Below are 15301 nucleotides of genomic sequence, written 5' to 3' on the forward strand. Positions count from 1 at the left end.
GCCGGACCTAAGGAATCATGACGAGAGGCCCGACGCCACTGACTTCTTCAACAGCCTGCTAGACGATGTGGAAATCGTTCTGATGGTTCTGCAGCTGCGCGACCGTGACACCCTTGAGCGTGATCGTGTCATGCGCCGCATCGGTGATCACCGTGTCACCATTCACCGTCTTGGCGCTCTCCAGGATCGCCGCCACATTGGCGAACAGCGAATGGTCGATCTCGATCGTGTCCCTGTTGACGTCGAAATCGGCGATCGTGGCGCTGCCGAAATGCGGATTGAAGACGAACGTGTCGTTGCCGCCCTGGCCGAAAATGGTCGCGCCGCCACCGACATTGACGAAATTGTCGTCCTGGCTGGTCCCGGTCACCGTCGCCGCGCCGTTGCCGACCAACGTCACGGTTAGTGGCTGAATGCCGGAGGTGCCGTGACCATCGCTGACAGCGGCCTGATAGGTCACGGTCAGCGTGTCGCCGGGCTGGAGGAAATCCAGGTCGACGTCACCCGGATGATAGGTCCAGTGCAACACCTGCGAGCCACCATTGGAGGTCGCGCTATCGAACGTGACGGCGCCGGCGGCGGCCAACGCCTCGGCATGCGCATTGGCCGGCAGGGTCGATGAACCGTTGTATTTGACGACAGCGCTGCCGAGTACCGATGCGGTCAGGGTGTCGCCGACATCCCTGTCGATCACGGTGAGGGTGCCCGACATGCCGCTCGCCAGCTTCACCGGCTGGTCGGCGATATAGCCTGCAGACACATTGTCGATCTCGAACGCGTCGACGCTGCTCTCGAGCACGACCTTGTTGAACGGCGCGAGTCCCAGGAACTCGACATAGCCGTTCGAAGCGAAGGAGCCCCGTCCGCCATCCGCGAGCAGCGGCGCGACATCGCTGCCGGTATAGGATGCGACCAGCTTGTCACCATCGTAGAATGAGATCGTGTTGTACCCGTCGACCGAACCCCAATACAGCCCGAAGCTGTTCTTCACGCTGTCGAAGGTGATGGTCTGCTGACCGTGACTGCCGATGCTCAGATAGTTGGTCTGGTCCTGGCCACCGCCGACATAGGGCGCCGTGGAGACCGACGAGGAGCCGTGAACGACACCGGCCCGCCCTTCCGCCGTGAAGGTGGCGTGCAGCGCTTCGCTGTAGAAGCTGCCGTAACCAGCGCCATTGTCCGAGGCTGAACCGGCGGTGATGCCATCGAACGTCTCCGTCGCCATGCCCTCGGCGTTGACCGTGGTGCCGGCCGGAAGCACGGTCGCCTGCTCCGCCAGGACGACGATCTGAGTGGCCGGGTTCGTTTCGCCGACGATGACGGGTGCGTCGTCTGCGCCGTGCACGGTGACGGTGACCGGCACATCGCGAATGCCGCCATGACCATCGTCGATCTCGACCGTATAGGTCAGCGTCACCTTCTGGTCGGCACGGAGATAATCGAACATCTTGTCAGGGGCGGAGAAGGTCCACGCCTGCGACCCGACAGCGCCCTTGCCGGAATCGGTCAATGCGCCGAGCGAGAGCCAGCTCTTGAGCACCGAGTTGTCGGACGGCAGGCTGCCATCATCGCCGGTCGCGACGACGCCGGTCACCTTGACGATATGCGCATCGGTGGCGTCGGCATCAGTAAAGGTGATGACGCCGCTCGCGCTGTCGGGCAAATCGGAGCCGGACGTGTTCGCCCGCTCGGCGAGCTCAGCGGTCTGCACGTCGCTTGTCACCACGGGCCGGTCATTGCTGCCTGTGATGGTCACCACGATCGTCGCAGGGGCGGTGCCGCCGTGATGATCATCGACTGTCACCGTGGAGGTGACGGTCACGCTCTCACCTTCGCCAAGGAAATCGAGCGTTCCATCGGCGACGGAATAGGTCCAGGCGACGGTGCCATTGTTGGTGTTGCCGCTCTGGCTCAGCTGCAGCGCCTGCTCCAGCGCGGCGATCTGGCCCGACGTCAACTGGCTGGAGAGATCGGTGTGGTGATCCGCCGCGATCCAGCTGACGCTTTGAGAATGAGGCAGAATTGCAGCGGTCGGACGATCGCTCAGGTCGCGATCGCTGAAATGAATCGTGCCGCCAATGCTGTGCGAATCGAGCGATCCGGTCTGTCCGGTCGTTTCCGCGATCGCGCCGGATTGGGCGGGATTGCTGATGACCGGCGCCGAATCTTCGGCGGCCAGCGTGATCAGCGTTCCGCCATGGCCGTCATCGCTGCCGACGAAGTGAGCCCCCGAATAGTCGGCGCCACTCAAGGTCAGGCTGATGCTGTCACCATCACCGTCGCTGACCGTCAGGACGCCAGTCTTCGCGTCGTAGGATGCTTTCGTCGTGGCATTCCAAGCAATCGCCGACAGGTCGATCTTGTCGGAGACGTCGAGACCACTGATCTTGGCGGAGAAGCTGGCGCCGTCGACGACGAGCTCGCTGCTGCCCAGGCCGCTGAAATCGATCGTCTGCGCGTTGCCGCCGCCAAGGTGCAGGATGGCACCGGGATCGATGACGATCGTCCCTGCGCCGGAGATCGAGCCGGCGACATCGAACGTCCCGCCGACGATCTCGATCTTGCCGTCATTGATGATGCTGCCACCGACGCTGCTGAGGCCGCTCGCGGTGATCGTTCCGTAAACATGCAGCGTGCCGTCGCCGCTCACAGTGGTGCCGGCAAGGCCAAGGATCGCCCCGAGATCCACCGTGAAGACGCCGGCATTATCGACATGCATGCCCGACAGGGTCACGTCGCGCCCGGACACCTCCAGCGTTCCGACGATGCCGATGCTCAGTGTTCCGCCGGCCATCGTCGTGCCGCCACCCAGCACCAGGGTCGATGGCACCGCCGCAGCGCCATCATCATCAATGATGATTGCACCGCCCGCATTGTCGATCGCGACGTGATCGAACGCCGTTGCGGCCTGGGTCTCGACATGCACCGTGCCGCGATTGACGAGGCCGCCACCGCTGATCGTGCTGTTCTCGAGCACCAGCAATGAATTCTGGTCGACCTGAACCGTTCCGGAGTTGAGCGCTGCGACGCCGTTCAGCGTCGCGCCGGCCGCCGAGGCAACCTCCAGCATGGCGCCAGCATCGATCGCCAGGCTGGCACCGGTCACGACAGTACCGCCCTTCAGGGTCAGGCTTACGGGCGCCTCGGCCGCGGCGACGGCCAGAAGCTGGACGTTGCCGCCGCCGGTATCGCCGACCAGGATTGCGCCGCCATTCACCGCGCCGCCATCGATGCTGCTGTCCCCGACCACCGCCACGGTGCCGTGATTGGTGACCGTACCACCGGTGATGAGCGCTCCCGACAAAGCCAGCCGGGCCGTATCCTCGATCTTGATGACTCCCGACGCATTGTCGACGCGGGTGTCGAGATCGAGCGTCAGCTCGCCGCCGGCCTTGACCTCGATCAGGCCGACATTCGTGACGCGCTCGTCGGAGACGACGTTGCCGCCCCCGGATGCGTCGAGAGTGCCGAAATTGGCTAGCTCACCATTGCTGATCACCGCCCCGCCCGTCAGGACGAGCAGTCCGTCGGCCTTCTGTTCGGGCTTGTCAGTGCCCTCATGCGTTCCGACGACCTGAATGTCCGGCACGCCCTGGATCAGGATGGTGCCGCCGTCGATCCTGCCGCCCTGAACGGTCAAGGTTGCCGCCAGATCAACCTGCAGGAGGCCGGAGCTGCTATCAGCAGCATTTGCGATCTCGCCCAGCACCGAGAGCGTACCGCCGGACAGCTCGATCGTTCCCGTATTGCTGATGCCGGCGCTGGCACCGAATACGCCGCCGCCGGCCAGCAGCACCGTGCCGGCATTGTGCAATTCAGCGTGGTCCAGAAGCTGAACCGCTCCCCCGACGTTGATCGTGGCCTGAGCGTAATTGAAGATGCGCGCGTCGGACTTGGCCGTCAGCGTACCGCCGATGGTCAAGCTGCTGGCATTGTCGAGCTCAGGAACGGCGCCGCCGCCGAGATCATCGAGGCTGACAGTCTTGGCGAAAGCGGCCCTGTCGATGGTGACGGGGAACGCCGGGGTCAGGCCGTGGGTCTGGTCGGTGACGATGCGGACATCGTCCGAAGCGGTCGGCGCAACGCCGCCGCGCCAATTCGCACCATCGCTCCACAACAGAACCTGCGCGCCGCTGCTCTCTCCGGACTGCCCCTGGGTCGTAGCGATCCAGACCAGACTCGGGTCCCCCGTTCCGGCGATCGTCACCGTGATCGTCTGCGTGGCGATCGCGCCGTGAGAATCCGTAACGCTCACCGTGTAGGTCAGCGTCAGGCTCCGCCCCGCCGGGACGAGATCGGCGGCGGCGGCGGGCAGGCTGCCCAAGCTCCAGTTGATCTTCCCCGTGCCGCTGCCCGTGCTGTCCGAGGCCAGGGAGGCCGTGAGGGACTGCTCAAACAGCGCGAGCAGCGCCGGCGGGATGGTGCCGCCGTTTGGCAGCTCTGCGCTCGTCAGCTTGGCCGACACGGTGTGGGTGTCGGTGAGATCGACATCCTTGAAGGTGACGCTGCCGGACGTCGGATCGATGGAGGTGAGCGCGCCACTCGGCGCGTTGCTGCCCGTGAGCTTGATGGTCTGAGCGCTGGTCGTGATGACGGGCCCGTCGTTGGTGCCGGTCACCGTGATCGTAATCGGCACCTCCTTGAACTCATTGGCGCCGGGGTAATTGACGTCGACACGCACGATGTAGGTCAGCGTCAGCGTCTCGCCCGCGGCCAGGAAATCGAAGGCGTTGTCGGGAACGCTGTAGGTCAGCGTCGCAGAGCCGTTATTGTTGTTGTTCGGGTCCGGCGTGACCGAGACCTTCACGGCAGTGGCCAGGACATCCTGCAACTGCAATTGATTCAGAGCCCCGGTGACGTCGGCCTGCTGCGCGCTCTTGTAGCTAAAGGCGCTGAAGCTCACCGAAACTGTCGGCCGATCGAACACGTTGATATCGGCGAAATTGACCCGGCTGAGAACGGTGTCGAGATCGGTGCTGTTCCCGGTCTGGCCGACCCGCTCGTTCACGCCGAATGCCGTGGTGACACCACCTGTGACGTCGAGAACCCTGACCTCCAGTTGACCCGGAATGCGAAAGGGCGGCGCTGACGTTGTGATGGTCGTGGGTGTCGAACTGGTATTGTCGGTGACGAGGATCTTCGGTACCGCGCTGGTGCCATTGGCCAGGGTCAATGGCGTCAGCGCTTCAAGCACGCCGACATCGGTGAAATGGGTCGTTGTCTTCGGGTTGGTGTTGTCGGTGAATTTCAGCGTGAAGACGTCGTTGATCAGCTTCTGGAGATCTGGCGTCAGGGGAACGGCGCTCTGGTTCACCACGCCGTTGCTGATCTGGATCTGCTGCCCGGCCTGGTTGACCACGGCGATCGGCTGCAGCGTCGTCTTGTCGAACAGGACGTAGGAGCCGGTGCGGCCATCGGGCTCGACCAGCACCTGGAATTTGGCGTCGGGCAGAGTGCCCTGCCCCGGCACCGTGAAGTCGATCTCCACCAGCACGGCGGTGCCGCGAATGCCCATGGTGGCCACGGGCGTATCGACCTTCATGTCGCCGTGCTTGGCGGTCTCGCCGGCAACGAAGGAGATGGTCCCGGCGACCAGGCTGATCAACGACGAGTTGTTCGATCCGTTGGGATCGTACACCATTTCATTCAGCACCATCCGCGCATTCGAGGACAGGCCGAAGACCGTGCCGTCAATGAAGGTGATGCCCAGCGTGGAATCCGAGCCGGATTGGACGACGTCACCCTTCTCGACGTTGTCGCCCTGGTGCAGGATGATCGAGACGCCGTTACGGATCGCGGTCGCAGTCCCCTGCAGCTTGGTGACATGACCGATCACCTTGCCGGCCGGCGCGGAAGCCCCGGCCTGACTGACCTGAACGGCTCCTGAGAGTGCACTGACGACGTCACCGGTCAGATGCGCGCCGTCGGGCGACGCGAGCGCGGCCCGCTTCTCGCCCTTGAAATAGTCGGGCAGGACCACGTCGCGGCCGTCGACCGACAGGATCAGGTCAACACCGGATCGCTTGAAATCGGCATTGAACAGAAAATGCGCGTCCGGAACGACGACGGCTCCCGCGGGCGCGTGAGCCGGCGGAGCATCGAACCGCACATGATCATGCGCGGTCGCACCGAGGCTGTCGGAGAAATGCGCGGCGCCAGATTTACCAGCGTAATTCACGGGACCACCGACGTATGGTTAATTATTACATAACAATGTGCGTTCAATGCGTGCATATCACTGGCGAGTCTCGGGCGGAACCATCTTCAGCTTGTGCTGCAGGGCCAGAACAATGGCCTCCGTCAACGGTTTGCTTGAAAATTGCCAATATTCGGCCTTCCGACACGCGATGTCGCCACATATTCGGAAGTATTGAATCACCAAGATTCCGCCCTTCGAAGTAAAATTTAGTATTCGCTCGCATCGCTTTGCTGGGGGCGACCACTGCCGCCACCTGCGCAATCCGTTATCAGCCAGTTTCAAGTGGCCGACTGTGATCGAGCCAACAGATATCTACAGATTGTATGGAATTCGTCGTACCTGCTCGCGCCCGCACATGCGCAACCTAAAAGTGAATTGCCGCACCGCTTGCGATCAACTGAACGGTTAATCCGGCGCTTTCAATAGGATTTGTCGCAGCGAGGCAACACAACGTTCAGCTTAATTCGGCCAATTCTTCAGCGGCTCCCGGGAATTAAGCGGACCACAATACCCAAGCCCCATGTTGGTCCCCAACAACATCCGGGTCCGCAATGCGCGACGTCGGACAGGAGAGATCCGGCACGGGGCGTCAGATGAACATTCGCGCACTGATCCGCGCATCGATCGCGGTGCTGACCGCCAGCCTGTGCGCTGGCGGCCCGGTTGTTGCGGGACCGATTGGGCAGCCGCTGGGATTGACGATCATCCTTGAAGACACAGGAGAACCGTTCGGCCTGCCGCGCCTGGACCTGGAAGCCGGCGCCGTGAAGGCCAAATGGCAGACGCTTGCCCGTCAACTCGCCGACGAGCGCGTCCAGCTCGCGCTGTGCGATGGCGATCGCGAACGCTGCGTCTCGGACGCGGCTCTGCGCCTGCTCGCCATTGTCGACCAGGGCCGCGCGAAAGACGGCCGCGCCCGGCTCGGCGAGATCAACCGCGCGATCAATCTTGCCATCCGGCCCGCCAGTGATTTCGCCCAGTATGGTAGAATGGACGTCTGGAGCGCGCCGCTCGCGACCTTCGACCGCCGCGCAGGCGACTGCGAGGACTATGCCATCGCCAAGTTCGTGGCGCTGCGGCTGGCCGGTATCGCGGCGAGCGATCTGCGGATCGTGATCGTTCGCGATCTTGCCCGCGGTGAGGATCACGCCGTTGCGGCCGTCAGGCTGGATGGCCGCTGGCTGATGCTGGACAATCAGCGGATGGCGATGGTTCGCGATAGTGATGCGCGGCAAATTCGCCCGCTCTTCGTGATGGACGAGACCGGTATCGGCCGATATCAGGCCTCCCCCTTCTGGTCGGAGGCGGGTGCGGCGCTGCCCGTTCCGAGCGCCCTGGGTTCCCGCTAAGGCGGACCGGCGCGCCTCCTGCCGCGATCCTGACTCCAGGCCATGCTGCCATCATGTCCGGGTTGCCCGGGCCAGCGAACACCCTTGCGCAGGACACGGCGCACCGGCCGGCACGGGAACCCGCATCGATCTCGCAATCGCGCGGCCGTTCACCCGGCCGCAACGAGTTGCGTCCAAGTTGCAGACGCAAACCGAACGAGCGGCCATGACCTCAGACAGCCCCGCCCTCGCCGTGCGAGGACTCGCGAAACGTTTCGAACGTCCGGCCGTCGACGGGCTCGACCTCGTCGTGCGCGCCGGTGAATTCTATGCGCTGGTCGGCCCCAACGGCGCCGGCAAGACCACGACCTTGCGGATGGTCGCCGGATTGCTGCGCCCCGATGCGGGCGAGATCGCGATCTTCGGCATTGACGCACTGCGTGAACCCATCGCCGCGAAGCAGATGATGGCGTGGGTCTCGGACGAGCCGATGATCTACGACAAGCTCACGCCACTTGAATATCTCGAATTCGTCGCCGGCCTGTGGGGCATCGATCCCGCAGCGTCCGGCGAGGCAGCCCGCGAGCTGCTGGTCTCGCTCGGGCTGGAAGGCCATTTGCACGAGCGCTGCGAGGGCTTTTCCAAGGGCATGCGCCAGAAGGTGGCGCTGGCCGGCGCCCTGATCCACGATCCCCGGCTGATCATTCTCGATGAGCCGCTCACAGGCCTCGACGCGGTGTCGGCGCGACACGTCAAGGGGCTGCTGGCCGAGCGCGTCCGCCGCGGCGGGACGGTGATCATGACCACGCATATTCTCGAAGTCGCCGAGCGCATGGCCGACCGCATCGGGGTCATCGCGGCCGGACGTGTGTTGGCCGAGGGCACGCTCGCCGAGCTGCGCCAACAGAACGGCCGGACCGACACCAGCCTCGAGGAGCTGTTCATCACTCTGGTCGACGTCGAGCCGGCGGCATGACACGGACGGCGACGCTCGCATGGTTTGCCCGTCACGAGCTCAGGCTCGCCTGGCGAGAATGGCTCAGCATGATCACGGCCGGGCGGCGCCGCCGCACCCGCGTCGCGATCATTGGCCTGCTGCTGTTTGGCGCCATCATGCATCTGCCGGCCTGGGTGGTGGTCGGCCGCTACGCCGATCTGCGGCCACCGCTCGACAAGACCGCACTGATCGTGATCACCGCGACCATCATGCTGTCCTGGGCGCTGATGCTGTCGCAGGCGATCGAATCGGTGACACGGGTGTTCTACGCCCGCGCGGATCTCGACCTGATCATGTCGTCGCCGGTACGGCTTGCCGAGATCTTCTCGGTCCGGATCGCCGCGATCGCGCTGTCCGTGACCAGCATGGCGCTGCTGCTGGCCACACCGTTCGTCGATATTCTGCTCATTGAAGGCGGCCTGCGCTGGCTCGCGGTCTTCGTCGTCGTCGCGGCTGTCGGCCTAACTGCTGCTGCGATCGCGATCGCGATCACGATCGTCCTGTTTCGCCTGATCGGCCCGGCCCGCACCCGGCTGGTCGCGCAGATCCTGGCCGCCGTGATCGGTGCCGGCTTCGTCATCGTGCTGCAGATCGCAGCCATCGTCTCCTACGGCACGCTGTCGCGATTCGCGGTCCTGACCTCGGACGCCGCGGCCGCGATCGCGCCTGATCCGGACAGCCTGATCTGGCTGCCGGCCCGCGCCGCGCTCGGCGACGGCCAGGCGCTGCTGATCCTGCTCGCCACCGGGCTGCTGCTGCTCGGCGTCGTGATGCTGCTGTTTGCCCCGCGTTTTGCCGACACCGCGATCAGCGCCGCGGCCCAGGGCGTCTCCAGCCGCGCCGGCGCCCATGTCAGGGCCTTCCGCGGCGGGTCGCGTCAACAGGCGCTGCGGCGCAAGGAGTTCATGCTGCTGCGGCGTGATCCCTGGCTGATCTCACAGACGCTGATGCAGCTGCTCTACCTCGTGCCGCCGGCGCTGCTGCTGTGGCGGAGCTATTCCGACAGCTCGCAGGCCGTGATTCTGATCACGCCGGTGATCGTCATGGCCGCCGGCCAGCTCGCCGGCGGACTGGCCTGGCTCACCATCTCCGGCGAGGATGCGCCCGAACTGGTCGCGACCGCACCGCTGACGGCGGGGCGAGCCATGCGCGCCAAGATCGAGGTGGTGCTGATCACCATCGCCGTGATCTTCGCACCGCTCGTTCTGGCACTTGCCTGGATCGCACCGGCACAGGCGATGGTCACGGCGACCGCCGTGCTGATTGCGACCGTCTCCTCCACCGCCATCCAGCTGTGGTTCCGCATCCAGGCACGGCGCAGCCAGTTTCGCCGCCGCCAGACCTCGTCGCGGCTCGCGACCTTCGCGGAAGCCTTCTCCTCGATCGGCTGGGCCGCGACGGCCGCGCTTGCGCTGGCGCTGCCGGAGGGCGCGGTGATCTGCGGGCTGATGACGGCAGCGCTGCTGTTCGCGGCCTGGAAGCTCAGCCCGCCCCGAACCTGACATCCTCAGCGCAGCAGCTCCATCACCACCGCCGCAAAGGCCTCAGGCGCCTCCTGCGGCAGATTATGGCCGGCGCGCGTGATCACGCGATGCGCGATCCGATTGCTGAATTTCGCGGCATGTGCCGCGCCGTCGGTGGCCGGGATCACGCCGTCGCAGTCACCATCAAGCGTGATTGTCGGCACATTGATGACGGGCTGGGCCGCCAGTCGCTGCTCCAGCTCCTGGTAACGCGGATCACCGGCGGCGAGGCCGTAACGATGGCGGTAGCTGTGGATCACCACGTCGACATGATCGGGATTGTCGAAAGCCCGGGCCGAGCGCGCGAAGGTCGCATCGTCGAAGCCCCAGTTCGGCGACCATTGCTGCCACAACAGCCGCGCGATCTCGGCGCGGTGGGCGGCCAGCCCGGCGCGGCCGCGCTCGGTCTGAAAGTACCATTGATACCAGAAGGCGCATTCGCGCGGCGCAGGCGCCGGCTCCAGCGCCCGGGCAATGTCCTGGATCAGGTAGCCATTGACCGAGACGAGCCCCTGGCAACGCTCCGGCCACAGCGCCGCAGCGACGCAGGCCGCGCGGCCGCCCCAATCATAGCCGGCGAACACCGCGCGCGGAATCGCCAGCGCATCCATCAGCGCGATCAGGTCGGCGCCGACCGCCGCCTGCTGGCCCGAGCGCGGCGTCGACGGATCACGAAAGCGCGTCGGCCCATAGCCCCGCACATAGGGCACGATGACGCGGCAGCCCTGGGCCGCCAGACGCGGCGCGACCTCGACATAGGAATGAATGTCGTAGGGATAGCCATGCAGCAGGATCGCCACCGGTCCATCGGCGGGGCCACTCTCCACATAGGCTATTCTGAGCACCCCGGCATCAACCGCGCGGACCGGCTGCATGTCCTGCGCCTGCGCTGATCCTCCTTGATCCGTCATGCTGTCCTCCGCGAGTGCTGAACCACCTTGCCCATTCCAGCGCTGCGATGATGATAGGTCTGATCCGGTTTCGGCGCTACACTCCCACGCGCTGTTGAAGGGGAACCGCCATGCTGCGCTCGCTGGTCTCGCTGCTTGCCATCCTGGTCTCGTTCGCATCGCCCGGCCTGGCGCAATCGGGGCCTCGCACCAGCGAGTGCCTGGCGATGGCGGGCAACGCGCCGCGCGCGATGCCGGTGAGCCTGCGCCGGGCCGCCGCGTCCGGCAACGAGGTGACCATCACCTATGCCGGCCATTCGACCTATTTCATCGACACGCCCGAGGGCATCCGGATCGCGACCGACTACAGCGGCGCCTACCAGGTCGGACGGCTGCCCGACGTGATCACGATGAACCGGGCGCACTCGACGCACTACACGCTGGCGCCCGATCCGCGCATCCCGCATGTCCTGCGCGGCTGGGGCGACGACGGCAAGCCGGCGCAGATCTTCGAGCGGGTCGGCGACGTGCTGATCCGCAACATCACCACCGACATCCGGCGCTATTTCAGTGACTCGCTCGGCGCCGACATGATCAAGGACGGCAACTCGATCTTCATCTTCGAGGTCGCCGGGCTCTGCATCGGCCATCTCGGTCACCTGCACGTCAAGCTCGACGAGACCCATTTCGCCGCGATCGGCCGGCTCGACATCGTGATGGTGCCGATCGACGGCACCTATACGATGTCGCTCGACGGCATCTCCGAGATCACCAAGCGGCTGCGCGCCTCGGTGGTGCTGCCGATGCACCGTTTCGCCACGCCGCTGGACGAGTTCATGCGCAAGATCGGCCAGCAATTCGAGATCGACCGCCGCACCGAGCGGACCCTGAAGATGTCGCGCGAGCTCTTGCCGTCGACGCCGACCGTGATCATCCTCGACGGTGTCTAAATGTAGGACAGCAGGCACCGTAAACCATCGCATCACAACCGCGCCAGCACCATAAACGTCACGCGAGCGCCGCAATTTGTTCGCGGCCCCGCCAAACCTCCTGATCTAGTGTTTATCCGCACTGCAAGATGCGGACGTGCTTGTTATAGTCGCGTAACGCAACTTGCAGCATGCCTTCACCTTTTGAGATTTGCCGCCTTCGCAGAGACAAGGATTTGCCGACATGCGCCGACTGAGCCTCACAACCGCCCTCCTGCTGTCGACCGTGACCTTCGCCATGGCTGGCGAAACGCCCGCACCCGACAACGCCAAGGCCTATTTCATCAACCTCAAGGATGGCGATACGGTCACCTCGCCGGTGTTGATCCGCTTCGGCCTGTCCGGCATGGGCGTTGCTCCGTCGGGCACCGAGGCTCCGAACACCGGCCATCATCACCTCCTCATCGACGCGCCTGCGCTCGAAGGCGATGCGCTGAACGAGGCGATCCCGGTGGACGCCGAGCACGTCCATTTTGGCAAGGGCCAGACCGAAGCCTCGGTCAATCTGACGCCGGGCAAGCACACGCTGCAGCTCGTGCTCGGCGATTGGAGCCACATCCCGCACAACAAGCCGGTGATGTCCGAGCGCATCACCGTGAACGTGCAGGCCACGACCGGCAGCGCGAAGCAGTAACGCTGCCTCGGCGAACGGCGCCGCAGCTCCGGCGCCGTTCAGCCGCGCGATTGCATGGAGATGTGACCTCAAACGTGATGTCACGACCTCCTGCTCCCATCGCTGACATCAAGCCTTGAATGCCAGTCGCAATGCGCCCCAGTGACGCTCCTTGACCCGGATCGGCACGTCGATTTCCTTCAACACCACCTTGAGCCCGCCTCCCATGTCGCGCTCATAGCGCTGTGCAAGGGCTGGTGGAGAGTCCGCGCCGCGGCCATTCCGGCGCGATCCTTGTAGAAGCGACGGTTGCGGCAATTGGCGGCGTTCCAGGCCTTGTCTCCCGGCCGCTGCGGTTGCGAGACTCTGCGGTTGTGGGTCGGAATATAGGCATTGCGATCCGTGGCCGCGCAGAACACGGCGTTGGGGTCAGAAGCCAGTGCAGCTTCCTGAATCGGCGCCAGCAGCCGGTCGCATAGCGCGGTGAACGGGGCCTCGAACTGCTCTGGATCGGTGCCCGGCAGACGCTGATAGTTGAAATCGAACCATTGCGCGATCGACGATTCGCCGCAGTCGATCGATTGTTCGATGGCAGCCACGATCCTGCCGGCGATCGTCAACGCGGCCTGGACATTCGCTTGATCGGCGCGATCGATCTCGGCCAGGAACGCGGCGACCGCGTCACGTTGCGCCATCCCGTGCTCGCCGAAGCTAACATGGATATCGCGGTTGCCGATCGCAACGATGTCACCTTCGACGGCACCGAACGCCGCGCACTCCACCTTCACTTGCTGGTGCTCGGACAATCCTACCACGTCCATGCCCGCGCGAAATCGCAAGCCGGCCTCCGACAGGTCCAGGACACTGCCGTCGAACCGGCCGCCCCTGCCATGCAAGCAGCCAGTGAGACTCATCGGCCGCCGCTGCTGGGACGACCGCCGGTCACCGACGCTCGACGACCGCAGCGACACCATCAGATTGGCACGCAATTCCGAGACCCGTCCGTTGGTGCCGTTCACGAGTTCGGAGACGGCCTGCGTCTGCTGCTCGATCTCGGCCGAGCGTCCCGAAATACGGGTGACGTTCTCGGCCACCGAGGCAACTCCCGCCGACGCCTCGGTGAGGCTTCGCGCCACTTCGCGCAAGGTCGCTTCCTGCTGCTCCGCCGCTGCGGCCATGGCGGCGCTGGCGCCGTCGATGCTGCCGATCGCCGTGCTGATCTTGCTGATGACAGCCGTCGAGTCCGACGTCGCATTGGAGATGCGTTCGATGCGCCGGGCGATGTCATCCGCCGCCTCGGAGGTCTTGCGCGCCAGCGCCTTGACCTCATGCGCGACGATCGCGAACCCTGCGCCGGCCTCACCGGCCCGCGCCGCCTCGATCGTCGCGTTGAGCGCGAGCAGATTGGTCTGCGCGGCGACCTCCGCGATGGTGCTGACGACCGAGGAGATCTGCTCGGCCGCGTCGCTCAGGGCGGCGACGGTGGATCCGGCCTGCTGAGCCTCGCGCGCCGCGCGGCTGGCGAGCTCGGCCGTTTCCGCTGCACGCTGAGCGATCTCCCGCCCGGTGGCCGACAGCTCCTCCGCCGAGCTCGATACCGTGGCGACGTTGCTGCTCGCCCTGGCCGACGCCTGCGCGACAACACCGGCCTCGCTTGCAATCGTCTTCGCTTCCGAGACCGCCTGGGCACTGCGGGTCGACGCATCGCCACTGATCGACATGACCTCGGCGACAGCGCAATCGAGATCAGTCTCCAGCAGCTCCCACATTTCGGCGAACATCCTGCGACGCTCGCGTTCGGCCTCCTCCTTGGCCTTCTCTTGTGCTTCCGTCAGCCGGCGGTTCTCCAGCAGCTTGCCGTGGAAGATGCCAAGTGCGCGCGAGATCTGCCCGACCTCGTCGCGACGCTTCACAGGCTCGAGGCGAACATCAAGATCGTTCTGCGCCAACCGCTCCATGGCGCGAGCCATCTGCAGCAGCGGCGTCGCAAGCCAGCGTCCGAACAGCAGCGCCGCGACCGCTGCGACCAGCACGGTGATGCAGATCGACCAGAACACGTAGTCCTTGACGCTCGCCAGTTCCGCCTTGACGATTCCGAGTCGCTGGTCCGCCGCCGACCTGATCGCCTGCAGGCTCGGGCTGATGCCTTCGTAATGCCGCGTAAGCTCCGCCGCTTCTTCCAGCAGCTTGGTCTGGCCGGCCATGTAAGCGAGAAAGCTGGTCCGATAGACATCCATCAGCTTGATGATGTCAGCCCTGACGGCTTCCGACAGATTGGATTTCGCCAGCTCGGCCCCGAACTCGTCGACGCGCTTGCGCAGGTCATCGCCATATTTGGGATCGCCGCGCAGCATGAAGTCCTTCTCATGCCGGCGCATCATCAGCATCAGCACGGCGAGCCGCGGCTGATCGTGCTTCGTCAACTGGGTCTCGATCGAACGCACAGCGCCGCGTAGCTTGCCCTGCAGCCCGTCATTCTCATCGAAACCGATGATCCTCTGCGCAGCGACCACATTCGCGAAGCGCGTCGCATAGCCTCTGATGGCCTCACGTGACGAGGCGGCCTGCCGCGCCGTATCGTCATACGGCATCGCTGCGAGAATGCCATCAACGCGATCGATCTGCGCCTCGACCGAGGTCACGATCTTCTCATGCGTGGCGACCTTGGCGTCCGACGGTCTCTGCAGGAACTCCGTGGCGATGCCGCGCGCCTGCAGCAGCCCCTCCCAGACCCCGCCGCTCAAAGCGGCCAAGGTGCCAAC

Annotated in this window: 8 protein-coding genes; 5 read left to right on the top strand and 3 right to left on the bottom strand. The window is 64.9% G+C overall.

The genetic code is table 11. The features are described from left to right. Window positions 1-58 precede the first annotated feature (58 nt). Complete coding sequence (locus tag BBTA_RS33530; RefSeq protein WP_012046962.1) at window positions 59-6178, bottom strand: VCBS domain-containing protein; 6120 nt, start codon at window positions 6176-6178, stop codon at window positions 59-61. Between the two features lie 614 nt (window positions 6179-6792). Between BBTA_RS33530 and BBTA_RS33535 the strand changes: the two genes are divergently transcribed. The 3 genes from BBTA_RS33535 (at window position 6793) to BBTA_RS33545 (ending at window position 10026) form a co-directional block, all read left to right on the top strand. Further along, the gene (locus BBTA_RS33535) at window positions 6793-7548 is read left to right on the top strand and encodes a transglutaminase-like cysteine peptidase (protein WP_012046964.1); all 756 of its coding nucleotides are present in this window, start codon (window positions 6793-6795) and stop codon (window positions 7546-7548) included. A gap of 205 nt (window positions 7549-7753) precedes the next feature. Further along, entirely contained in the window at window positions 7754-8503 is a 750-nt protein-coding gene (locus tag BBTA_RS33540) for an ABC transporter ATP-binding protein (protein ID WP_012046965.1), read from the top strand. Further along, window positions 8500-10026 (top strand): hypothetical protein, encoded by a 1527-nt coding sequence (locus BBTA_RS33545; protein WP_012046966.1) that lies wholly within the window; start codon window positions 8500-8502, stop codon window positions 10024-10026. The genes BBTA_RS33540 and BBTA_RS33545 overlap by 4 nt, the downstream gene beginning before the upstream one ends. Window positions 10027-10031: 5 nt before the next feature. Here the strand turns inward: BBTA_RS33545 and BBTA_RS33550 are convergent, their stop codons facing one another. After that, complete coding sequence (locus tag BBTA_RS33550) at window positions 10032-10958, bottom strand: alpha/beta fold hydrolase (protein WP_012046967.1); 927 nt, start codon at window positions 10956-10958, stop codon at window positions 10032-10034. Window positions 10959-11068: 110 nt separating this feature from the next. On the opposite strand from BBTA_RS33550, the gene BBTA_RS33555 reads away from it, so the two are divergent. Together BBTA_RS33555 and BBTA_RS33560 are read left to right on the top strand one after the other, a co-directional pair. After that, a complete protein-coding gene (locus tag BBTA_RS33555; protein ID WP_012046968.1) occupies window positions 11069-11887 on the top strand; it encodes an MBL fold metallo-hydrolase in 819 nt (272 codons plus the stop codon). Window positions 11888-12110: 223 nt separating this feature from the next. Then, window positions 12111-12560, top strand: coding sequence for a DUF4399 domain-containing protein (locus BBTA_RS33560; RefSeq protein ID WP_012046969.1), 450 nt, complete (start codon window positions 12111-12113; stop codon window positions 12558-12560). Between the two features lie 179 nt (window positions 12561-12739). Here the strand turns inward: BBTA_RS33560 and BBTA_RS33565 are convergent, their stop codons facing one another. Further along, window positions 12740-15292: a methyl-accepting chemotaxis protein gene (locus tag BBTA_RS33565; protein WP_244424227.1), complete on the bottom strand. Its 2553-nt coding sequence runs from the start codon at window positions 15290-15292 to the stop codon at window positions 12740-12742. Window positions 15293-15301: the final 9 nt, after the last annotated feature.

This window comes from Bradyrhizobium sp. BTAi1 (assembly GCF_000015165.1).
GTDB lineage: Bacteria > Pseudomonadota > Alphaproteobacteria > Rhizobiales > Xanthobacteraceae > Bradyrhizobium > Bradyrhizobium denitrificans.

What these genes read in the sequence shown, in the direction of transcription:
- BBTA_RS33535 (WP_012046964.1), top strand. Translation starts at nt 6,793, where the DNA reads ATGAACATTCGCGCACTGATCCGCGCATCGATCGCGGTGCTGACCGCC.
- BBTA_RS33540 (WP_012046965.1), top strand. Translation starts at nt 7,754, where the DNA reads ATGACCTCAGACAGCCCCGCCCTCGCCGTGCGAGGACTCGCGAAACGT.
- BBTA_RS33545 (WP_012046966.1), top strand. Translation starts at nt 8,500, where the DNA reads ATGACACGGACGGCGACGCTCGCATGGTTTGCCCGTCACGAGCTCAGG.
- BBTA_RS33550 (WP_012046967.1), bottom strand. Translation starts at nt 10,958, where the DNA reads ATGACGGATCAAGGAGGATCAGCGCAGGCGCAGGACATGCAGCCGGTC.
- BBTA_RS33555 (WP_012046968.1), top strand. Translation starts at nt 11,069, where the DNA reads ATGCTGCGCTCGCTGGTCTCGCTGCTTGCCATCCTGGTCTCGTTCGCA.
- BBTA_RS33560 (WP_012046969.1), top strand. Translation starts at nt 12,111, where the DNA reads ATGCGCCGACTGAGCCTCACAACCGCCCTCCTGCTGTCGACCGTGACC.